Genomic DNA, 23102 nt, shown 5'->3' on the forward strand with positions numbered 1-23102 from the left:
TCACCAGCACGATAAGCTGGTTCTTTGTCCTCAGTGTGACATGCTGGTGGCTGTGCCTGATTTGGAACAAGGGAAAAAAGCGGTTTGTCCACGATGTAGTGCGTTACTGACAGCAAAGTGGAAAGAGCCGCGTAATCAGCCAACAGGCTATGCATTAAGCGCATTAATCATGCTCTTTCTCGCTTGCCTGTTTCCTTTTGTTAGCATGAGTGTTGCGGGGATTGTGAGTGAAATAACATTGACTCAGATCCCCAAGGTGATGTTCAGCGAAGACTATTCCAGTATGGCGGTGTTTTTCCTGATCTTCGTCCAGCTTGTGCCGACATTTTGTATGGTTGCCATCATCCTCTTATGTCAGAACGTCAAAATGGCGCGCCGCTTGAAAATAGAGTTGGCGCGCATTTTGTTTAAGATGAAAACGTGGTGCATGGCCGAAATCTTTCTGGCGGGAGTGCTGGTCAGCTTTGTCAAACTGATGGCCCATGGCGAAATCAGCATTGGGTTGAGTTTCTTCCCTTATTGCTTATTTTGCCTGTTTCAGGTTCGGGCGTTTCAGTGTCTTGACAGACATTGGTTCTGGAATGAAATTGCACCAGCCCCTAAAGTTTGCCACACCTTGCAGGCCGGAAAACCGGGTTTGGTGCAAGGTGTCAGGCTTTGCCTGTGTTGTACCGCAATTTTGCCTGCCCAACAATCTCGCTGCCCCCGTTGCCACACAAAGGGGGATGCGCGTCGTCGTAATAGCCTTCAGTACACAATGGCATTACTGATAACATCAGTCATACTTTATATTCCAGCGAATATTTTACCTATCATGGTGACCCAGGCACTGGGGACACAGATAAATTCCACCATTTTGGAAGGTGTGCTTTTACTTTGGAGCTCTGGATCTTATCCCGTTGCCATAGTGATTTTTATTGCCAGTATTATGGTGCCCTTATTAAAAATGCTGGCGATTAGCTGGTTATGCTGGGATGCCAAAAGTCACATGAATCACGATTCCGAAAAGATGCATTTTATTTATGAAATGGTGGAATTTGTTGGGCGTTGGTCAATGATAGATGTCTTCGTTATTGCTGTTCTATCCGCGTTGGTTCGCATGGGACAACTGATGAGTATTTATCCTGCCCTGGGAGCAGTACTGTTTGCCCTGGTGGTGATTTTGACGATGTTTGCATCAATAATGTTCGATCCGCGTCTAACTTGGGATAAAGCCAATCGTAAATTTGAGCGACATAAAAATGAGGAGTAGTAAGGTGACGGATAAAGAAGAAGATCTGACCCAGGCCAGAATTCATAAACTTAAGAGTTGGTCACCGGTATGGATCGTACCCATTGTCACTGTGCTGATTGGGGCCTGGATCTTGTTTTACCATTTCAGCCATCAGGGACCCGAAGTCACATTAATCACTTCCAATGCGGAAGGCATTGAGGCAGGCAAAACAAAAATTAAAAGCCGCAGTGTTGACATTGGCGTCGTCGAGAACGTGTCCCTAAGCGAAAACCTGGGGCAAGTTATCATTAAAGCTCGCCTAAACGATGGCATGAATCGCTTGTTACGCACAGATACCGCTTTTTGGGTTGTGAAACCCCAGATTGGCCGTGAAGGGGTTTCTGGCCTGAGTACATTATTGTCCGGTGCTTTTATCGAATTACAGCCCGGTACACAAGGTGAGGAAGAAAACAGCTTTTCATTGCTTGATACCCCGCCGCTGGCTTCCCCTGATGCAAAAGGTATTCGCCTGATCCTGAGTAGTGAAAAAGCAGGACAATTAACGCCCGGCGATCCCGTGTTATTTCGGGGATACCGTGTGGGTTCCGTTGAGGCGGGCACGTTTGATCCCACCTCTCGCCTGGTTCGTTACCAGATTTTCGTTAAAGCACCTTATGACGCTTTACTGACCACAAATGTCAGGTTCTGGAAAGACAGCGGTGTCACATTTGATATGTCATCACAGGGTATACGGGTTGAAGTCGCTTCATTATCGACCTTGTTTGGGGGGGGGGTGAGTTTTGATGTGCCGAAAGGTTGGGAGCTGGGTAATCCGGTGAAGGAAAAGGAAGCCTTTAAACTCTACGATAGCGAGAAAAGTATCCAAAATGCACTGTATACAGAGCATAAAGACTTTTTACTCTTTTTCTCTGACTCTGTGCGTGGTTTGCAGTCGGGCGCCCCGGTCGAATTTCGTGGTATCCGGGTGGGAACGGTAGCCAGGGTGCCTTTTTATAGTGAAAACATTAAGCAGCGTATCGACACTGACTTCCGTATCCCGGTATTGATTCATGTCGAGCCTGGCCGATTTGTGAAAGAGTTAGGTAATGGATTTAGCACAGACAAAGAATTGAAGGAAACTATTGCCAGAGGGTTGAGAGCTACCTTGAAGCCAGGCAATTTACTGACAGGTGCGTTGTTTATTGATCTGGATTTTTTCGCCAATGAGAAACCATGGGCAGGCCCCTATGAAATTGCGGGCTATAAAACACTGCCTACGGTAAGCGGTGGTTTGACGCAAATTCAACAAAAAGTCATCGCGGTGCTGGATAAGATCAACAGCATGCCGATTGAACCCGTTTTTGCTCAGGCAACACAAACACTCAAAGAAAGCCAGAAAGCAATCAAAACAGCGCAAAAAACCATGGATGAATTAAATCGTATTCTTGCGAGTAAAGCAGCACAAGGATTGCCTCAAGATATACAAGAAACATTACATGAGTTGAACCGCAGCATGCAGGGGCTACAGCCAGGCTCACCAGCATATAGTAAGCTGATGGATAATATGCAACAGTTGGAACAGGTATTACGTGAATTGCAACCTGTCTTGAAGACGCTCAATAACAAGAGTAATGCACTGGTATTTGAAGCCGAAGCAATAAAAGATCCTGAACCTAAAAAGGCGCCTAACTGATGAAAAAATTGATTTCAAAATTGGCATTTTTTATTTCCGCCAGTGTGTTTATTGTTGGAAGCGGACTTATTTCGGGATGCAGCAGTAGTCAGCCACAAAAAACCTATTATCAGCTACCGGTCTTAGCTAATCCGGTCGCCCAAAATCGGGTTTCGCAAGAAGGTAAACGGGGAGCTAAGCATGAACGGCCGCTGTGGATAAAAGAGGTTAACCTTTCTGATTACCTTTCCGCCCCTGGAATTGTGTATCAGACCGGAGAAGTGAGCTATATCAATGCATCGAACCATTTATGGGCCAGTCCGTTGCAACAACAATTACAACAACTATTGATTTCTGAACTGAGCGCAGCATTTCCACATCGTTTGGTTTCCGGGCGAAAATTAGAAAAAGATGCAGATGCGTTGGATATCACAATAACGGCTTTTCACGGGCGCTATGATGGCCAGGCATTGATTGAAGGCTATTGGATATTGTCTAACCCAGAAAGCGTGATTAAGCGGCCATTCAGCCTTAAGCTGAAACAGGAAAAAGACGGTTACGCTGAATTAGTGCTGACTTTAGCGAAGGGTTACAGCCAGTTAGCCGAATCTATTGCCAGACAACTCTCTTTGCAACATTAACGGAGTTATTCAATGGGAGAAAAACACCTCCGCAATAGCGGAGGTTCGACATTGGATCGCCAATTGTCAGTTAATTAAAAGGCACTGGTATCTTTAAACAAGCCGACTTTCAGATCAGCCGCAGTATAAATCAGTTTGCCATCGACCAGAACTTCGCCATCAGCCAGCCCCATGATTAATTTGCGATTAATGACACGCTTGAAATTAATGCGATAGGTCACTTTTTTGGCTGTCGGTAAGACCTGGCCAGTAAATTTGACTTCCCCAACGCCGAGTGCGCGGCCTTTACCTTCTCCACCGATCCAGCCCAGGAAGAAACCAACAAGTTGCCACATGGCATCAAGGCCAAGGCAGCCAGGCATGACAGGATCATTGACAAAATGACAACCGAAAAACCACAACTCTGGGTCGATATCGAGTTCCGCCTCGACATACCCTTTATCATAAGTCCCCCCGTTTTCTGTCATTTTCGTGATGCGATCCATCATCAGCATATTGCCAGAAGGCAGCGGCGGCCCATTTTCACCAAATAATTTACCTTGCCCAGAGGCTTGAAGTTCTTCTTTCGAGTAGGACTCTTGTTTTTTAAACATGTTCGCAGATAGCCTTAAAATCGTGTAAGGGTAGAGAATAGCGTACACTTGTACGCCCAACAACTCCGATCAGATAACGATGGAGTTAACCTAGCCAGCGGAGAAACCAGGGTAATCGAGGTCGCTCTTGAGTATTAGCCTGTGTAATGAGTTCACGTATCATAGCTAACAAGTGTTCTTTTTGCGGATCATAATAAGGAATACCCGTTAACAATGATGCCGCCTCAGAAACATGCTTAACTGCCCAAATATGAAATTGCTCATCCTTTACCGCATCAATAACATCCTGGTTCAGGCACAAATGTTGGATATTTGTCGTCGGAATAATAACACCTTGATGGCCGGTTAGCCCTCGGTAGTGACAGATGCGGAAAAATCCCTCAATTTTTTCATTAACGCCACCAATAGGCTGCACATAACCAAATTGATCCACGGCACCCGTAACGGCAATTTGCTGGTCGATAGGTTGCTGTGACAATGCACTGATAAGGGCGCATAATTCGGCGAGTGAAGCACTGTCTCCATCGACTTCACCATAAGATTGTTCAAATACAATCGAAGCAGAGAACGGTTGTGGCTGCTCTAATTTCAATTCAGAAATCAAATATGCCTGCATGATCATCATGCCTTTTGCATGAATATTGCCACCTAACTCAACCTTGCGCTCCACATCAATAAATTCCCCATCCCCTAAATGTGCAACACAACTGATACGGGAAGGTTCTCCTATTGGATCAGGATGTCCAGGATATTCGAGTACGGATAGCCCATTGATTTGACCAATAACGGAACCTTGCGTGTTGATCAAGATCTGGCCTTTTAGAATTTCCTCTGTACTACGTTCAGCCAGATAACCATGACGCCAGTTACGATTATCTTCCGCTTGTTGCAGAGCATGTTGGGTGATCCGATTTTCCTGCTGATAATTGGCCGCGGCTTCCAATTTTTGCTGCAACCATTGAATATCCAGAGGCAAGCGGAATTGATCTTCTGTGTAACGGGTAGCAAGTTTAATCAACTCAGGCCAGGCATCGGTACTTAATGGCGGCAAGTTTTGTTGCTGGATGATGCCATTAACGTACCGGCACCATACCGCCAGATCATCTTCTGCCAGAACGGGGATATCCAGTTCAAATTCACCATACAATGCGCTGCTTGCCAGTTCAGGCTCAATGGCCTGTAACTCTTCAAGGCTGAGCCTGTCTCCGACTAAAATCAGACGCAGATCTAATTCCATTGCGGGTATCGGCAGAGGTAGGGCGCGATTTTCATCGTGTGACAGCCAGTCAAAACGGCGCTGAATAATCATCTGCTTGAGACGAACCCACATCAATGGCTGAGAAAGCAGGGTGCGCAGGGGCAAAATCAAGATACCGCCATTCACTTGATGGATAAGGCCTGGTTGCAGTTGAAGCGTCCCTTGGTATGTATAGACATTACCAAATAATTGCTCTGGTTCAATCCATTCGCGGTAAGCCACTCGTTCAGTTGGCGCAAAAAGACCTTCCCCAGAGGGGTGCCAGGTAATGGTTTGGTGCTCTATCTGATAATAACCACCAATATTTGGCCGGTTTTCTGGTAACAAAGAAGGGATCGTATCGGATAAAAGGGAGAGATAAATATCACTTTCTTCTGCTTTCAACAGCATAAGGGGTTGACGCAGGGGAGTCTGACAAAAAATGGATAATCCGCTGTACAGCCTGGGTTGAACCATATCCATTGTGATGGGGGGCAATTCAGCGACAGAATTGAAGAGTGCCTGATAAGGCGCATTGTTTGGCTGTAAAGCCTGCCAGTCTAATTTTATATTCGTCAAGGTGATAGCTACATCATATAGTAAACAGGGAAACATTTATTATACAAGATTAGGCAATGAACCAACATGACAGAATTTTGAAAGAGACGATATTTGAGACAGCACTTTGATTGCTTGTAAAATAGGCCAATATTTTGTGTTGTTATGGGCAATTTCAAGAAATAGTTGCTATGCTTAATTTTAGTTACGCTGTCACTGAGAGATGAAATGAAATATCAACAACTAGAAAATCTGGAATGTGGCTGGAAGTGGGCATATTTGGCAAAAAAACACCGTGAAGGTGAGCCGATTACTAAATACATTGAAAAAAGTGCTGCACAAGATGCGGTCAATGAATTAATGAATTTAGAAAGCGAGCCAGCCAAGGTATTGAAATGGATTTCTTTGCATATGAATCCTGATTTAGCTAACCGAATGAAGCAAACGATTCGGGCGCGGCGTAAACGTCATTTTAATGCTGAACACCAACATTCGCGTAAAAAATCCATTGATCTGGATTTTCATGTTTGGCAGCGGCTTTCAGCGCTCTCCCGACGCCGTGGTAATACTCTGTCAGAAACGATCATACAGTTATTGGAAGATGCTGAATATCGGGAAAAGTACACTCACCATATGTCGAGTTTGAAACAAGATTTAGAAGCAATATTAGGCAAATAAATCTACTGCTAAATAGGAAAATAGATAAAAAATAAAAGCCCCATATAAAATGGGGCTTTTGATATATTGATTGTAACGGTATTACTGGGCGACTTGAGGTTGGGTAACCACTTCAGTCGTGCCCTGGATGTTGATATCTACACGACGATCTGGAGCCAGACAGTCGATAAGTTTAGAGCGAACTTTAACCTTATCACAGGTAGAGCCAGTGACAGGGTTTTCCTTACCGCGACCTTCTGCCTGAATACTGCCTGCCGGGATACCCTTAGCAACCAGATAATCTACAACGGATTGGGCACGTTTCTGAGACAGTGGCAGGTTGTAATTTTGGCTGCCAATGCGGTCGGTATAACCGATTACCAAAACCTTGCCTTGTGTTGGGTCAATTTTAGCCAGTTGGTTATAAAGGTTGTCCAGTTCCTGTTTACCTTCTGCTTTCAATGTGGATTTGTTGAAATTGAACAGGACATCAGAGCGCAGAGTAAAGCTCTTGCTTTCAACGACAGGAGCTGGTGCAACAGGCGGTGCTGGTGTAACGATAGGTGCCGCTTCATCCTGGCCGAAACGGTAAGAAACACCCACGCTCAGCAGTCCGTTATCTGGACGGGCACCAACGGTAGTTGCATCACCGATGTTGTTAACCCATTGATAATCCAGGCGGGTTGCCAGATCTTTAGTCAATGCGTATTCGAGACCAACCGCGGCCAGAGGCGAAATACCATTGTCGCTGTTTTTCAGGTTACGCTGATCTTTCTCACCGTTTCCAGCGACGGCATTGGCATTGTAGGTTGCGGAGGAGTTTGCATGCCAGACCATACCACCAAGGCGAGTATAAACATCCAGGTTATTCAGCACTGGGTAGCTCAGTTTAGTGGTTAGCTGAACGCCCTGGGCACGGAAAGCACCATTATTGACGCTGCCTTTGTAAGCCATGCGACCTAACCAATCGTAACCCAGTTCAAAACCTAAGTATGGGTTTACTTGATAACCGACATAAGCCCCCGTACCTAACTGGCTTTTGTGGGCAGATCCGTTGCCAATCTGGTTATCATAACCATTTCCGTAGAAATTAACGTCATGGTATTGAGACCAACCCAGCTTAGCGCCGGTATACCAGGTGTTGTCCTTTGGAGCTGCTTGAGCAGCAGTTGCGAAAGCTGCCACTGCCACTGCTACTGCGATAGCTGTTTTCTTCATTTTTACGCCTCGTTATCATCCAAATAGGCAATTGGCTTTAAAGCCTTATTGTTAGCCATTGGTTAAAATGTTCCATTAGGTAAATATGCTTAGATTAGAAGATCTGTACTAAAATATAAGAATGGTAAGCACAACTCCCTAAACTGTGTAAGTCTACAACGAAGTTAAAAAGTTACAAGTGCACTGTGACTCATGGCCCAAAATTTTTAATTACAGACTGACAAAAATAAATATTTTTGACGAATATTTACAATATTGACGATATTAATATACCAATCCAACTTCAAGTTGCAGTTTGCAAGCCAATGAGAGTGCTTATATCTCCCCGCTACGCGGGGAGATATAAGACGCATCTTGAAAGGCGACTGGTATATATTGATTTTCATTGCAAATAATAATGTTTCTCAATGAGTAGCTTATTTTTTGTAAAAAATATTGGGAATAATCCTAAATTTAGTCAATGATAGTAATTAGAATGAATATGTAGCCTATTAGTTTTCGGCGTAAATGGATGTGGTAAATTTTGCGGCCGCATAATAAAACCGAGAGTAATACCTTTTTGTGCCGCTATTTGTAATGTATTTAATTGATATTCTGATAATTTAGGTAACCAACCCAATACAATACTGTAATTGCCACTTGCCAATGCTTTTTCCATAGCACTAATAGAAGCAATAGGACGTATTTGATTTAATTGAACGATCTTATTTAAGGGAAGCCCTGCATTTATTAACCATTGACGGCTTAACTTCTTATTAGGATTTATCCAAAGTAACCATCTATCTTCTTTTCCTGACTGATGTAATAAAGGAAGAAGGATAGGGTTAATAACAGGCTGATGTTCACAGTAAACCAGCTCACTCACCATGCCTTTTATAGTATGTGAAGTGCATTGAGGTGGTTCCACAAAAGAGGCGCTTTCAACCATTTCTTTGCCTATTTTATATTCGTTCACTGTTGTGCCAGCGGTTGCCGTTTCTTTCTCAATGAGGTGTTTCCACGCGGATCGGATGTTCATGATGTCCCTCGCCACATAAGACTGTATATTTATACAGTATAACGATTTTTGATTAAAAGCAAGTCTCTTTTTTTCAAAGCGCTTCGCAAAAATTTACAGAAATTAGGATTTTTCTGACTTAACGATTGGCAGGTGGAAACAGATTGCGTATGGTTTTAATTAATTGTTCTGGTTATCTATTTTATTAATAGCAGGCATGATTAAACATTACGTTGGAATGTGATTCATGGAGTGATAAAAATGTTTTTATCCGGAGCGCGTTTTGCTCAATTGCAACACGGTGTATCTTCACTGGGAAGGCTTAAGAAAAAGTCTCAATTTGGCGGTATTGGATTATTAATTAATGACGTTTTATTTGCCATCAGCTCTGATGGGGAACTTTATTTACGAGGAAATAGTCACGCTGAAATATTATTTAAGGCCAGGGGAATGGAAAAATTCATTTATTCAAAAAGAGGGATACCTGTGACCTTACGGTATTATCGTGTTAATGAAGCACTTTGGCAGGATCAAAAACAGTTATTCGAATATGTCAATTTAGCCTATCAATACACAATGAAGGAAATGATTGATAGGCAGAAAATGCCTCTCCGGCTTAAAGATCTCCCTAATTTAGGGATTGCTCTAGAGAGACAATTATGGAAAGTCGGTATCTCTAAAGTAGAAGAATTACGCGTGTTGGGGGCAAAAGCGACTTACCTCAAACTCCGGCAGCATAGGAAAAAAACAAATATCAGTTTATTGCTTGCGTTGGCAGGGGCAATAGAAGGGTGTCATGTTGCAGTATTACCAGAAAAATTACGTAATGAATTAATGCGTTGGCACCGCGATTTGGTTCACCATAACCCAGAAACTCATCCATGATGAGTGAAGTTTGGTGAATAGGGGCGTTAGCCCCTACTACTTACTCATTTTATGCAACGGCTGAAGATTTTTGGTTAATTTTATTATCGACTATGGATTGAATTACATGACTTAATATTGTTGGATCATGTTGAAAATCATTCAGGGAAATATGATGGACTTGAGCAATAGCTGATAACCCTTTTAATAAATGGCTGGCAGAATGATTAAAGGGTTTTTCAGTGACCAGTATAATGGGACGTTTTAAGGCGGAAGCCCAGCCCAACTCGATATGAGTGCCATCCGTCCTTATGAGTTGCTTCTGCTGTGGGCAGACAGGCAAAATAGCAGCAAAAATATCACACTGCTCCATCCATTGGCGATCCCGTTGGGAAACTTCCTCTGGTGTAAAGAGATGTGTGGTGCCTCCAAATTGCTCTGTACGGTGGGCTGAAAAAACGTCTGCACCGAGTGACTCCAGATGGTGAATGGCAGATTTAATGTGAACTTGTAAATTATTATCTAATACCCTTAATTTCAATGCATGTTGAATAGGGCCACCAATAAATATTTTAAGGTCAGAAAATATTATGGACATAGAATTGCCTCTTAAAGTAATCACTTTAATGTTTATAAATATACGCATTAAACTTCAAGTTGCAATTTACAACACTATATGAAACCTGATTTATCCCCGCTTCGCGGGGAGAAATCACACGCATCTTGAAGTTAGATTGGTATAGAAGATAATGATTTATTTCATTGTACAGATATCATAGGTTGTTATCTGAGTAAATTCTATTTTCATTATTTGTTATATTTAAATTATGGCTATATATTCCAATTTCTGATTGGAGATTCTATTTTCAATATAATCAGCAATGATATCATCTGAATTGTTTTGGAAAATATCATGGCGAAAATGAGTGCTGTTTTTTTCTTTTGCAAGAAATTGATTTATCTTATTCATTGCTCGTTTTCTTTCTATCGGATTATTAATAAATAAGTCATTACATTTTTTAATTAATGCCAAGCCGTCTTTTTCTGGTAGGTATGGGGGGATTTCAGGATAACCCTCTTGCGGTTGCCATAAAAAACCGTATTCGTGGCTATAATAATTTTGTAGATACACTTCTAATTGTAATTGCTGACTGTAATTTTGTGGCGGTAAGAAAAAAACATCTTTATTGAGAGCGACACACTCATAAAATGTGGTAAGACCCGGATTAGCTAATACCTTACGGGCACGATGTAATTTTTGCAGAAAATCATCCCTTGCAAAACAGCCAATATGAATATGGGGATGCGTTTTGGCAAATGTTTCCGCCAGATTGACAATCGTCTTACCCCCACCTGCAATAGTGATATTGGTTTCATTTTGCAGTTGGGGAATAGACAATAACTCTTCAAGGAAATGGTAATAAAAATCAGTTGGATCGGCATAGACGGTATCAATGCCGCCAAGGGTAATTAATATCCCTTCTGGTTCATGGTCATCCAGCAGGTATTGTTGCACCGAGCTATGAAGAATGGGAGGGATAATTTGATAGTTGCCCAGTTTATCGTGGAATCGTTCGATATTGCGCTCTATCCCATGAAAATGCTGAATAAATGTTTTTTCCGTTTGGTGCAGATCAACATCAAGATTACCCCACATCCAAAAGAGTGTATCGATATAGATAATGGATGTGTTAAGTTTTGAAACAAAATTAATCGAGTTGGGATTAGTATTACTGATATACAAACTTGCGCCTGCAATAAGTTCAGAATAGCGTGAAAGCTCAGTAACCGAAGTGGTATCACATTCATAGATCTCATCAAATAAGCCAGACTTTTGACCTAATTGAGAAGAAGTGAGTGTGCCTAATAAAATAAGTTTAGTGCCTGACATTAATTTATTTCGACGCCGCAAATTTTCCACCACATTTAACGTGGTGGATATTGGACCAAAACAGAATGGTTCAGCGTCAAAAATAATATATGGAATATTTTTCGACATATTATTCTCTCATAAAGGGATATTTACATTTTCTATATCAAATTGTTTAGTATAAGGACTATATAAAAAAGTACTGCCATGGAGATTATTAAGATGCAATCGGCCAGAAAGATTGAGATTACTCGCCATTAAGTGCGCCAAGAAAATATTGTGCAAATTTTGATGGGAGATCATGATCCGCATAGAAGACATTGAAAGTTCATCGCCAATCTGCATGACAAAACGATGAATCCTGTCGGCCGCGTCTATCACCTGTTCTGAATCTTTAAAAGGTGAATCAAGGGGAGTATGCAGTAACCGATAGGCATAATCCTTGCCATAGCGATGCGGAATATCTGCCAGTTTCATGCCAATAAGTTCTTCTGGAAAAAATTCACGAAGTGCATCAGCTTCGTGTATTGCACAAGATTGATAGGCTGAGCTGAGTGCCTTGGCAGTTTCAAATGCCCGACGTTGGGGCGAAGTATAAATATCTTGCCACGGAAGTGCCTTCAGTATTCGTTTACCAATTGCTTCAGCCTGTTTGATTGAAGTCGCATCAAGGGTGATCAAACTATCTGCCGGGCAGTAATCCAGGTGATCAAGCGGGATAATTTTCCCATGTCTAATCCAAAGTATCTTTAGGGGTGGTATGGAGCCATTATAGTGCATACGCTCTTCCACTTGGTGGCTTGAAAGCCCATGCGATTGCCAAAAGAAGTTGGCATTTTTGCCGGCATCTGTCTCCAGATGAACAGATGTGGCACCGTGGCGACGTCCCCATTGCAACATAGCATGCCATAATCCATAACCCAGCTTCTGGCGTTGGTATTCATCCCTGATATAAAATTCAGCAATATTCAGCGTGACTTTTTCTTCCCGCTCAAGATACACATTGGCTAATCCCGCCAATTGACCGGCATTTAGCAACAAAAATAGCCCCCGGTCACCCTGCTGGATGCGTTGTTCAAGGGTAGCGTGGTTTTCCTTTGCTATTGCCTCTTCTGACTGATCCGTAAAAACGTCTGGCCAATGGCGTTGAAAATACTCGCCATAAAGGTGAAGAAATGCATTCCACAAGGGAGATTGCGGGGTAACTTGTTTGAGTTCTAACATTTTACTGACTCCATTCAACTCTTGGTGAACTGAACATCAACATCACTTTCTCACACCATTGATGATAATTTGAGCTAGAATGCCCTTTTTCCTGTCGGGGTTCAGCGAGTAACGGCTGAACCAACCCCTGATGTTTCAGTAATGTTTGCAAAGCGGGAGAACATTTCTGCCAATTCAATACAGTACGATAAGGGCTTGATTGGTAAGAAGCGTACAGCGAGGCATGGTCAATATCCTCTTCAATACAGTGAGATTGCAGGTGCGCTTTCAATGCCGCAAATTTTTCTTCGGCTGCGCCATAAAAGCGGGTAAAAATATTCCTGACAGAGCAGGGAATATGCTCCCTGCCTGTTAGGTGCAGGCGTAATGCGCCACCGGTATGGATAAGTTTATTGCCGTTGAAGGAATAATAAGCGGCATGAACATGCAAGATCTCCTGTATGCAATCTTTCCTGCCATAGCCCTGGGAAAGATCCAAGAATACATAAATATTGTGGTTTTTCTGAAATTCTTGCAAAAATACCATGCAGTTCGGGTCGATATAACCTAAAGGATGGGCAAGGAGTACAGCACAGGGTTGTGGAAGAGCGCTGAGTCTTTCCATCATGGCTTGGATATCCGCTTGCAAAATCATGCTGGCCTGCTCTGGTGGCAAAACAGGGTAGAAAAGTGGCTGCCAATTGGCTGCGTAAACGGACTCGACCATGCTTTGACATATCCACTCTGGCAGCAGGCAATAACCTTGAGCGGCCATGGATTGCAGATCTTCGCGGAAAAACTCGCGTACTGAACAGCCATAGTTCACGATATTATCCAGGGAGATAATATCTTGCCGGGACAGTACACCTTGCAAAGACCCTAGATTGCAGTGAGATATCATGGTGTGATCCTGAGATGAAGACGATCAAGATATGTCGTGGCTAATTGGTCATAGAAGTCATTTTCCCTGCCCCACAGATCAAGTTGGAGACCGGTGTAAGGGCAATAGAGCATTTCCAGATGACTCATCAGGCAATTAATCCCCATTAACTTTTCCCGCCCTTGATCGCTACAACCCCATTTAGCGGCATACCATTGGCCTGCACCGTTGTTAATCATTAATGACCAGGCACCCGGCGTGCCGTTATCGTCATAAGTCACGGCCAGATGATATTGATGGCTATTGGATAACAAACCTGGAAGGTATTGGAGATCTTCACGGTTGAGGCTGCGCATATCACTGCGTTGAATGCTTTTCCAGCCCTGTGTGTCGATATGCAGGGCATCTTGCCACAGTTGCTCCGTTTGACCATAAGCACTGTAACGTGTGACGGTATGATAGGCGCGTGCTTTTTTAAGGCTGCGCTTTACCCGTGCTGAATGATGGCTTAAAAAATCAGCGATGTTTGTCTTAGGGGGAATGTTGACTATGGGGGCTGACCATGCGCTTTCTTCGTGGCAGCGTAAACCGCGCTGCTTTGCTAAATCATGCAGGTAGGAATAGGCATGGGATTTTGCATTCACATACTTAAATAAGACCGGTTGCTGCGTTAAAAAAGATAACAATTCTTCTTTTTCTTGAGCCGTAAAAGCGAACTCGAAGAACGTATTACTCTGCCACTGTTGATGGTCTTCTTGCCAGACCAAATCAACCTGTTCAAAACGCCGGAATTTAGGGTAACGTAACGTTGTCCCCAAACGCCATAAATGGGAAGTCGTTGGATTGGCAGAAGGGGCAATGGCAGCCGATTGTTGCATAATTGCCTGGCTTATCTGTGCCACAATACGGTCTGGAGAATATTTCGTGCTATCAAGCAACGTTTCATGCGGGACATGGCAATCCCACAAATTATCCTGGGCGACTTCCCTGACACGGGAAGCGGGCAAGCGATCTTCTATGGCGCGTTCTTGATTACGGGTAATCAACGTTGCTTCATGTGCCATAAGCCGAAAATGCAGGATCCGAACACCCTGGCGTGTAAATAAGGCATGAATGGCGTCAATTTCTTCAGGATAAATGAATACGCCGTCCAGAATAATCAGATCACTGCCTGCATCAAGGCAATCATCAGCAACCTTTAACAACCGCAAGGTATCTTCCATGATGATCCTTCGCGTAAGGTATGTCCTTGGTTCAACGAAATGATGAAAAGTATCCCAGGGTAAATAGGAAACCGTTAACCCCTGCGCGAGCATGACATCTTTCAAGCGATCGCAGGTTGTGGATTTGCCACTTGCCGGTGTTCCCCTAACAACAACAACGGTTTTATGCTTCATTACCGAATACCTTTGATTGCCAGCCTTGCATGATATCGACAATAGAATGCCGGTTAAAGATGGCCTGATAATAATCGTCATGACCAATTTTAGTCGCACGATGCATGAGTTGCTTTGCGGTAAGACGTAATTCAATTTTATGGTTGCTATTGCCTAAACACATTTCTTTACCTTGGGTATTCGGCGCCGGTTCGTAAAGCAGGATATTGCAATTTTGCCCAGTGGCATGATAGTAAATCTGGATTGCTTTTTGCTGCGTGCTATTTTCCACAAACAGTGCCTGTCCTGGCGGGATCTTAAGGGCTGTGCTGAGGAATTCGGGCGTATAAAGGGTGATATTGCGGTAATACACATCCAACATCATCGGTTCTTCGTCTGTCCCCTGCGGATAAGTGGCATCCGGCTTTTTGGCATAGAGACCGTATAGCGTCGATGTGGGTAAAACCCGCTTGATATAAGGAACCCACTGATCAATGTGCTGGCGGATTTTATCTTCGGCTGTATCCACCCAATAAATCGGTGGTAAAGGAATATTAAGTTGCTCTAAGGTATAAATAATGCCGGCTTCCAGCCATTCCCTCATCGCTTTGTGGTTAGCCTGTTGAGGATCAAAATGCAACAAATCGGCCATCATGATGGCTTCATGGGACTGAAAATAGAGATAAACCGGGGCATTGTGCTGTGAAGCAATAATGGCTGGCAGTACAGAATCGATCAAATCCTGTAGTGAAAGTCGGGCAGGCACACCTTTTGCGTAACAGATGCAAGAGCCGCCCAACACAGATTGGACAGGCTGGTCGTTTCCGCTGAGTGGGGTAAAAAAAGTATTGTCTAATATCATGACAGGTTTCCTTCCCTTGCCCACTGTAAGACATGTTCGTAAACCCCATCATCAATGGGCACGGGTAGGCAAATACGGTCACTGATAATGCCACTGTGTTTCTCTAATGTGGGTGCAGGATGTGGGCTGGTTTGCAGATCCCAGGGGAAACGATCAGAGTAGGGCGAAAGCTGATTTTTTATAATCGGATGGTTAGCCAGATCCCAGGCTTGCCAATCATATAGCAGCGCTGAATTGGCGAGATCTGTGGGCAATTTGCTGCGTTTTAACCAAACAGATACGGGTATCGTTCCTTTCGGGCGTGAAGTGATCCAATCTGCGGGTAAATGTTGCAGGATTTCTTGATAACGTTCGATTAATAAGGCACGAAAATGTTCAATATTCTCCAGTTGATGAATGAGCAATGCCGCTTGTATTTCATTGAATTTATTATTGTCACCAAAGCCAATACTCTTGCTCCAATCTGGGTAGCCTTCTGCGGTACGTTGGGCGCCATGATCAGTCATCATGCAGGCATTGGCGAACCGGGAATTATTTTTGGCAATCAGTAAACCGCCTTCGCCGCTGCTGATCAATTTATTGGCCTGAAAACTGAAACAGCCATATTCACCAAATGTGCCTACCGGCTGCTCCTGATATTTTACTCCCATCGCTTGTGCGCAATCTTCAATCAGGTGCACATGATATTGTTGGCAAATTTGGGTGATTTCAGCAATTGAAGCCGCCGTACCTTCCAAATGAACGGCAATGACCGCCAGAGGTTTAGTCTCCATTTGATTTAACGTTTTGTTTAATGCTTCTGGACACATCATGCCACTGTCATCAACATCAACGAGAACCGGAATTAATCCGCAACTGAGTACCGCATTGGCAGTGGCGATAAATGAGATGGAAGGAATGAGAACCCATTGCCCTATTTTGGGCGTGAGACCAAGCAGAGCCGCTTTTAGCGCGACAGTACCATTTGTCAGTAGAATAGCATGTTGGGTATGCAAAATATTTTGCAATAACCTTTCGGCCTGGCGGCAATATTGGCTCTCTGTGGCATATCTGAACACCGCTTTATTATCAAGGACCGTTTGCAAACGAAGCCGCACATTATCAGCAATTTGGGTATTACCGAGATAAGGTCTGAGATATGACATATTATTATCCTAATAATCAATATTTTTATTAATATTACCTGCGCCAATCATGTATCGGCGCAGGCACTTTATTCATTTGAATGATTAAATAAACAGCTATTGCAATCAGTAAAAATAGAGAAAAACCCATCGCAGGTAAAAAATGTTGTGTCGAATCAGGCGCAATGGATACGGTGATTGCGGCGATTGGAAATGAAAAATTCATGGTGATCTGAAATAAAGAAAACAGGCGTCCCTGTTGCATTTCCAATCCTTTTTGATAGATAGCCTTGGTAATTAAAATGTTAAAATAAATTATTGCCATGTTATAGAGCAAATAGAAAAAGGCTTTTGCATAAAAAAGGGGTAGCTGAAAAAATAGAATGCCAAATATAAACATAGCAATAAATATTGAAACGGAATAACGTTGGATACGATGATCAACCCTTGTTTTACTGAGTAATGTTGTGCAGAGAATCGGTATTAGGGCACTGAGTACATAAAACAGGGTGACTAGCCCATAACCTTTATTCCCCAAACTTTCCATAACTACAACGGGGAGAGACACCATTAAAAACGCATTGGCAAAAATAGCGAAGATAACGGTAATGGCAAAGACCTTATAATAGTTTTGTTGAAATACAGAGCGTAGCCCAACGGGTGACTGAGTTTTTTGCGCTGTTGTCCGTTTAATCTGCATTCTCATCATAAGATAGCAGAGATAAAAATAAGGCAGCAGAGAAAATAATTTGATCGTCACAATGGTCTCTATGCCTTGAGTCATTCCCAGTAAAGCACCAAATCCAGGGCCGAGAGCTGAAATAAGCGAAGTCGCAATAACAATGTAGAGAGAGACATTCACATGCTTACCACCTTGTTGCTCTGTCCAATCATTAAGCTCATGCCAGGCAACCCGTGACCATGGGATCTCATAGGCAAAAAGAAACTCTAATAATGAAATAAATAAAAGTAGCATAATCGGCGAAAAGGTTATTTTGCTCAGTAACAATACCAATAGTGACAAGGTGCTAAATATTTCAAACAATAATATAACAATACGGAACTGCCAAATATCGGCTGAGTAATCGATTTTATAGCCCCATAACAATGCACCAATAGAGGTAAATAAAAAGATGATACCCATGTTGCCATAATAGTATGTCATTGGCATATTTTCAGATAATAATATGTAGGGGTATCCAACAGCAAGAATACTTGATCCAACACCATTAATAAATAAAGAAATAAGAAACAGATATCTTATCATTGTATTAATCTTGTTTTATCGTTGTGTAATGAAATTTGGTATTGTAATTTTTTAAGTGTTTCAGACATTCATGCTCATTTTTGGCAGAACAAATAATATAGCCCATTTTTTCAGTATAATGGTTATTGGAAAAATAATGGCCAGTTTTGGCATACTGTTCCCATTCAATCACATGCTCATCAATCATTTCTGCTATGGGCGTTATCGATTCTATTTCTCCAATCGGTGGGTTAAAAATGATCATGCCAATGCAATTGGAGGCAGAGGGCATTATGGAAAAAGAAGTCTCTTTACCCATTGACGTGGGGGAAATTAATGCATCGATAAAAACATCAAAGGCATGCTTATTATAGGCTTGCGCATGAAGGTCGAGTAATCGGAGTCCTGGTGGACGTGATGCCGTTTCGCAAAGTATGAGATTATGGGTATTTTCTTCAATGAAAACTTCGGTATGAGTAAAACCGTATTCGAGGTTGAATGCCTGCAATACCTGTTGGTTAAATTCAAACAGCCTATGGCTATCTGGGGAGTCTGGTAACAGGGTATGCCACATAAAATGGCGAGGTTCAGTTTGAGCGGAAGAGAGTAATGAACAGGCATAAACACCAATGCCTTGGTAAATAACCTGATGTTGCAATACTGCCGCATCAATATGGAGTAACCTGCCCTGGATCTTTTCTTCAACCAGATACGCTTCTGGTGTATCAAGTCCCTGTAATGCATAAAGCAAGGCCGTGCGGTCTGAATATTCTGTAACGCCCATAGAACCCCAAAATGAACGTGGCTTGACAATAAAACCGACTTGATTACCTTTGTGTTTGGCCGAATTTTCAACGGATTGAGTAAAAGCCGCGAAATGTTCAGGTGAGAGGAGCATTTCTGATGCCAGAGTAAATTTGGGGCACAAGAGTCCGTGCTCATTGGCTATCTTGCGCATGAGCCATTTATCCCTAAATGTTCGGGCTATCTCAATCACATGGGGATCTTGGTTAATGTGGGAGGCAATCGTGGCCATCAATTCAACATGAAGCTCAGAAAAAACCATAAAATAGTCGATATGAATTGGAGCTGTGCTAATTGATAGAGTGTCTTTAACCTGTTTCAGCGCCTCGATTATTTTTTCACTGGCATGGTTAGCTAACGGATCATCAATCACTAAATATGCCAACGCCAAAGAGCAATCTGTTGAGTCCAGCCATTTTTTCTTGACCAACAAAATAATATTTAAATGATGCTGATAGCAAAGTTGAACAAAACGTTCACTGTCTCTAATATCTGGCATACAGAAAATCGTTGGCTTTTTGCAATGGAAACTCGCCTGATGATTGATGTGAATTTCTGGAGACATCGTTTTACCTTAATCGATTGGCAGGATCACAGCCTTTAATACAGTCACACGTGATGACGGGATACATTTTTTTACGGAACAACGAAAACTTATCGCCATGCCAAATATCGTGGAGTGAATTTTCCAGGACATTTCCCATCACATATTGTTGAGGATTTGGTCGATACATGGTGGTATCACAAGGGTAGATATTGCCTGTTACCGCATCAATGAAGAGTGTGGTCAGTGGAATGGCACAGGCTTTTTTGCTGGACGCGTTATAATGTCCCATTTCCGCCCGACAATAATCTTCTTCATTGCGGCCAAAAATTTCGTAATTGGCATCCATAAATAAATGGCGTGAAATTTGTCTGCTTTCCAGTAAAGCATTTATTTTTTGCATAAATAACTTAATTTGGGCACGGTTCAAAAATAGCAAAGGGTAGTCTTTAATGGGAATAAGGTTAACACCATCAACCCGCAATGCAGCCATTTTTAGCAGGAACTGATCGATAGTATCGTAATTTAATGAACTGACAACATGGTTGACGACAATAATAGAGCCGGGTATTTCTTGCTTAATATACTCCATTGCATCATAGAGATTGTTTGTCAGCCAACGAATGCCACGTGACTCGCCATTTTTTTCAGGATCGACATGATCAATTGAAATATAAAATTTCTTGACGAGATGGCTCTTGTTTTGTACACGATTAAAAATCTTTTTGGATAGAGCCGTTCCATTGGTTGTGATAGAAATCGGGGTGTTTTTATTACAATCCAAAATCGCCAGAAAATCTTTTGATAAAAAAGCTTCTCCGCCATGAATATTGACTTCCTGCGGTGAGAGGGCTTCCAACTCTTGCCAAAGTTTAACCATGTCTATTTGTTTGTGTGCATCAACTTGGGCAGTTTGCCAGACATCGCAAAATTCGCAACGAGCATTACAAATATTATTTATACGTATAAAGGCATAGTTAAGTTTAGGTGTGACAAAAAGTTTTTCCGCTTCCAGACCAAGAGGGTATTTTGCAATGGCAATTATCTCTTCCATATTTTTTTCCACAAGTTTATAAATCCCAAAAGTGATGATTTTTCTATTGATAAAAATAAATATAATGAGTTGTTGTTTTTATAGATTTGTGACTTTACAGGAGTTATGTATGGAATCAATATCAAAAATAACTGTTTATGATATTAATATTTGTAAATGTCTTTTTTGGCTGAAAATTAATGGGTGATTTTTATGTTATTTATTCTATGGTGTTTTTTTAATGGTGTTTATTAAATGATTAGGAAGGAATAATAGGGGCAGGATTGATCTGCCCCTGAAGGATTATTTATCAGTGCGGGCTTGCTCGCTAATTTCTTTTTTTAACCAAACAATTTCCGGTAATAGCTCAATGAGCAATCCTATTTGCTGTAGTATAAGCTGAGTTTTACTGTTACTTTCTGAAGGTGACAGATTGATTGTTTCTAACAATTTATTCACTGCAACGTGTAAGGTATCGTCATTCTTCTGGCCTTGTTTTAATGTCGATTCAACATAACAGATTGTATGATTAAGGGTGTCTAAGATGGCGGGATCATTCAGTTTGTCGCGATGGGCTCCTAATGCGGAAATGTAGCTCAGCATGGTGTGATTCAGGCACAGTAAGCGGAAAGCGACTTCCTGAGAAATACGGTAGTTCCTTGGCTCCGATGCCATGTTTGAGATCACTGATGCCAGTTCAGCATCACCATTGTGGGCGTCACGACGGGCAATCCGATAATTCAGGCTGTTGCTCTTACCTTGGTGATATTGGGTTAAAATCGCACTAAGATAGCGGCTATTGGCTTCCATTGTGCGGGCAATCACTTGGGGCAATTGGCGAAAATTCCAATCTGGCCAGATGAAACTGACGGCCAGTAAAGCAATGCCACATCCAATGAATGTATCGATAATTCTCGGCAATGCCACTTCAAACCCTTCACCTAATAAATTGAAACTCAGTAATACCAGCAGGGTGATAAAGAGCGTTGCATGTGCATATTGGCTATTGCGAAAGACAAAAAACAGGACGCCAGAAATCACAATCAATACTAATTGGCCTTCAATGGAAGGGACAAAATAGAGAATGGGCAGGCCAATTAAAATCCCTGCCAGTGTGCCGGTAACACGTAAGGCAAGACGGCGGCGAGTGGCGCTATAGTTCGGTTGGCAGACAAATAAACTGGTTAACAAAATCCAATATCCGCGCTGTAAATCAAAGAGCTGGATAATGGCATAACCAACACACAGTAAAATGGACATCCGAATAGCGTGGCGGAATAGGGCAGATTTGGGGGTCAGGTGACTTTTGAGTCTAAACCCGATATCACGCCAGCCCGTTAGGGTTTCTTCGGATAGCTGTGTTTCTTCCTGTCTCTCTTTTGGCGAGGTATCCTGGGAAAGAAGAGAGTGATCCGAGCCAAGCCCGGCTAATTGGGCATCGATGGCACGTAAGTTTTTCAACAAATGATCAAATGCCATGATCTTATCATCGGTGACTTTTTGGTTTTTTAAGCGCCCAATAGAGTGTTCAAGGTAGTTAAAGGCACTTTCGAACCGTGGGTTATGTTGATATTGCTTATGCAGAATAATCGATTGTGCAACCTGCTCACATGCCCGCGCTTGCATGGAAAGCAATCGCTGAATGCGGAACATAATATCGCTATGGCGGAGCACTTCCCGTAGTTTTTGATATTGGACATGGGATGAACTTGCGCGTTCATGGATATCTTGGGCGACAAAATAGTAATGCAACGTATGGCGAGTCCCTCGCTGCCCTCGGTCTCCCCTTAACCGACTTAACAAAGAACTTTTGGCCTGATTGAGCGTTGCAACTAATGCACTGTTCGCCATGGCAACATCAACGACAGCTTGTTGATATTCATCAGCTTCACAATCGGGATCAAACAGGCTTGTTTTCGCATCGAGATATACTGAAAGTTGCTGGTAACAGCGGGCTAAATTTTCTTGCAAGGGGCGGATAGGAAACAATAAATAACCCGTTAATGTCAGTAAATTATACCAGATTGCCCCAGTGAGCAGTAATAAAGGCTGTTGATACCAGATAGGAAATATTGACGAACCGAGCATGGTATAAATGGCAATGAGCAAAGCACCAAAAGCGATAGTGGCGTAACGTTGCCCTAATGCCCCAAGTAAAATAAAGCCGCAAGTGGATATCGCCAATCCAAACATAAAAAGCCATGGATACGGAAATAGCAACGTTATCGATGCGGATGCGATAAAAAAAGATATCAGAGTAATAGTGATATTGCGTAATCGCCCCATCAAACGGTCATCCAAATCGGTTAATGCCGCCGCAACAACACCCAACAACAATGGAATAGTTATTTTGATTTCGTCCCCTAATAACCAGGGAATGAAGGTGACTCCTGTCAGTGCAATGAATATACGGATATAATAGAGGGTGTGACTGTGATAGAGAAAATGGCGGGAGTTGGATAAAACCGTTAGCACAAAATACCCCTAACAACATTTACGTGATGAAATCG

At 42.5% G+C, this 23102-nt stretch carries 20 protein-coding genes; 5 read left to right on the forward strand and 15 right to left on the reverse strand.

What is annotated here, in order from left to right:
• Positions 1 to 40: 40 nt before the first annotated feature.
• The 3 genes from pqiA to pqiC are packed head-to-tail and all read left to right on the forward strand — an operon-like array spanning position 41 to position 3526.
• Positions 41 to 1252 (forward strand): membrane integrity-associated transporter subunit PqiA, encoded by a 1212-nt coding sequence (pqiA, locus tag Xkoz_RS15850; RefSeq protein ID WP_244183494.1) that lies wholly within the window; start codon positions 41 to 43, stop codon positions 1250 to 1252.
• 4 nt (positions 1253 to 1256) lie between these two features.
• Entirely contained in the window at positions 1257 to 2906 is a 1650-nt protein-coding gene (gene pqiB / locus Xkoz_RS15855) for an intermembrane transport protein PqiB (RefSeq protein WP_099143035.1), read from the forward strand.
• Positions 2906 to 3526 (forward strand): membrane integrity-associated transporter subunit PqiC, encoded by a 621-nt coding sequence (gene pqiC, locus Xkoz_RS15860; protein WP_099143036.1) that lies wholly within the window; start codon positions 2906 to 2908, stop codon positions 3524 to 3526. The genes pqiB and pqiC overlap by 1 nt, the downstream gene beginning before the upstream one ends.
• A gap of 74 nt (positions 3527 to 3600) precedes the next feature.
• Here pqiC and fabA read toward each other — a convergent pair whose 3' ends face one another.
• Entirely contained in the window at positions 3601 to 4119 is a 519-nt protein-coding gene (gene fabA, locus Xkoz_RS15865) for a bifunctional 3-hydroxydecanoyl-ACP dehydratase/trans-2-decenoyl-ACP isomerase (protein WP_099143037.1), read from the reverse strand.
• Positions 4120 to 4204: 85 nt separating this feature from the next.
• Entirely contained in the window at positions 4205 to 5935 is a 1731-nt protein-coding gene (locus Xkoz_RS15870) for an AAA family ATPase (RefSeq protein ID WP_099143064.1), read from the reverse strand.
• 207 nt (positions 5936 to 6142) lie between these two features.
• Here Xkoz_RS15870 and matP point away from each other — a divergent pair, with 207 nt between their 5' ends.
• The gene (matP, locus tag Xkoz_RS15875) at positions 6143 to 6592 is read left to right on the forward strand and encodes a macrodomain Ter protein MatP (protein ID WP_099143038.1); all 450 of its coding nucleotides are present in this window, start codon (positions 6143 to 6145) and stop codon (positions 6590 to 6592) included.
• Positions 6593 to 6673: 81 nt separating this feature from the next.
• On the opposite strand, the gene ompA is transcribed toward matP, so the two are convergent.
• Together ompA and sulA are read right to left on the reverse strand one after the other, a co-directional pair.
• Positions 6674 to 7789 carry a porin OmpA gene (gene ompA, locus Xkoz_RS15880; protein ID WP_099143039.1) on the reverse strand — a complete coding sequence of 372 codons (1116 nt, stop codon included), beginning with the start codon at positions 7787 to 7789 and terminating at the stop codon, positions 6674 to 6676.
• Positions 7790 to 8246: 457 nt separating this feature from the next.
• Positions 8247 to 8807, reverse strand: a complete 561-nt coding sequence (gene sulA / locus Xkoz_RS15885; RefSeq protein WP_099143040.1) for an SOS-induced cell division inhibitor SulA — start codon at positions 8805 to 8807, stop codon at positions 8247 to 8249.
• Between the two features lie 240 nt (positions 8808 to 9047).
• On the opposite strand from sulA, the gene Xkoz_RS15890 reads away from it, so the two are divergent.
• A complete protein-coding gene (locus Xkoz_RS15890) occupies positions 9048 to 9671 on the forward strand; it encodes a TfoX/Sxy family DNA transformation protein (protein ID WP_099143041.1) in 624 nt (207 codons plus the stop codon).
• Between the two features lie 49 nt (positions 9672 to 9720).
• Here the strand turns inward: Xkoz_RS15890 and Xkoz_RS19915 are convergent, their stop codons facing one another.
• From Xkoz_RS19915 to yccS, 11 genes are all read right to left on the reverse strand, one after another.
• Positions 9721 to 10296, reverse strand: a complete 576-nt coding sequence (locus Xkoz_RS19915; RefSeq protein ID WP_244183493.1) for a nucleoside 2-deoxyribosyltransferase — start codon at positions 10294 to 10296, stop codon at positions 9721 to 9723.
• 174 nt (positions 10297 to 10470) lie between these two features.
• Entirely contained in the window at positions 10471 to 11649 is a 1179-nt protein-coding gene (locus Xkoz_RS15900; protein ID WP_099143042.1) for a hypothetical protein, read from the reverse strand.
• Between the two features lie 9 nt (positions 11650 to 11658).
• On the reverse strand, positions 11659 to 12744 hold the full coding sequence (locus tag Xkoz_RS15905; protein WP_099143043.1) for a GNAT family N-acetyltransferase: 1086 nt from the start codon (positions 12742 to 12744) through the stop codon (positions 11659 to 11661).
• Position 12745: 1 nt separating this feature from the next.
• Positions 12746 to 13624 carry a hypothetical protein gene (locus tag Xkoz_RS15910; RefSeq protein ID WP_099143044.1) on the reverse strand — a complete coding sequence of 293 codons (879 nt, stop codon included), beginning with the start codon at positions 13622 to 13624 and terminating at the stop codon, positions 12746 to 12748.
• On the reverse strand, positions 13621 to 15000 hold the full coding sequence (locus Xkoz_RS15915; RefSeq protein ID WP_167386609.1) for a P-loop nucleotide/nucleoside kinase family protein: 1380 nt from the start codon (positions 14998 to 15000) through the stop codon (positions 13621 to 13623). The genes Xkoz_RS15910 and Xkoz_RS15915 overlap by 4 nt, the downstream gene beginning before the upstream one ends.
• Entirely contained in the window at positions 14990 to 15841 is an 852-nt protein-coding gene (locus Xkoz_RS15920) for a hypothetical protein (protein ID WP_099143046.1), read from the reverse strand. Before Xkoz_RS15920 ends, Xkoz_RS15915 begins: the two co-directional genes overlap by 11 nt.
• The gene (locus tag Xkoz_RS15925; protein ID WP_099143047.1) at positions 15838 to 16986 is read right to left on the reverse strand and encodes a DegT/DnrJ/EryC1/StrS family aminotransferase; all 1149 of its coding nucleotides are present in this window, start codon (positions 16984 to 16986) and stop codon (positions 15838 to 15840) included. Before Xkoz_RS15925 ends, Xkoz_RS15920 begins: the two co-directional genes overlap by 4 nt.
• A gap of 34 nt (positions 16987 to 17020) precedes the next feature.
• Positions 17021 to 18130: an MFS transporter gene (locus Xkoz_RS15930; protein ID WP_141554432.1), complete on the reverse strand. Its 1110-nt coding sequence runs from the start codon at positions 18128 to 18130 to the stop codon at positions 17021 to 17023.
• 106 nt (positions 18131 to 18236) lie between these two features.
• On the reverse strand, positions 18237 to 19580 hold the full coding sequence (locus Xkoz_RS15935; RefSeq protein ID WP_099143049.1) for an ATP-grasp domain-containing protein: 1344 nt from the start codon (positions 19578 to 19580) through the stop codon (positions 18237 to 18239).
• 4 nt (positions 19581 to 19584) lie between these two features.
• Positions 19585 to 20613, reverse strand: coding sequence for a radical SAM protein (locus Xkoz_RS15940; RefSeq protein ID WP_099143050.1), 1029 nt, complete (start codon positions 20611 to 20613; stop codon positions 19585 to 19587).
• Between the two features lie 282 nt (positions 20614 to 20895).
• Positions 20896 to 23067: a YccS family putative transporter gene (gene yccS, locus Xkoz_RS15945; RefSeq protein ID WP_099143051.1), complete on the reverse strand. Its 2172-nt coding sequence runs from the start codon at positions 23065 to 23067 to the stop codon at positions 20896 to 20898.
• Positions 23068 to 23102: the final 35 nt, after the last annotated feature.

Origin of the sequence: Xenorhabdus kozodoii (assembly GCF_002632875.1) — a bacterium.
GTDB lineage: Bacteria > Pseudomonadota > Gammaproteobacteria > Enterobacterales > Enterobacteriaceae > Xenorhabdus > Xenorhabdus kozodoii.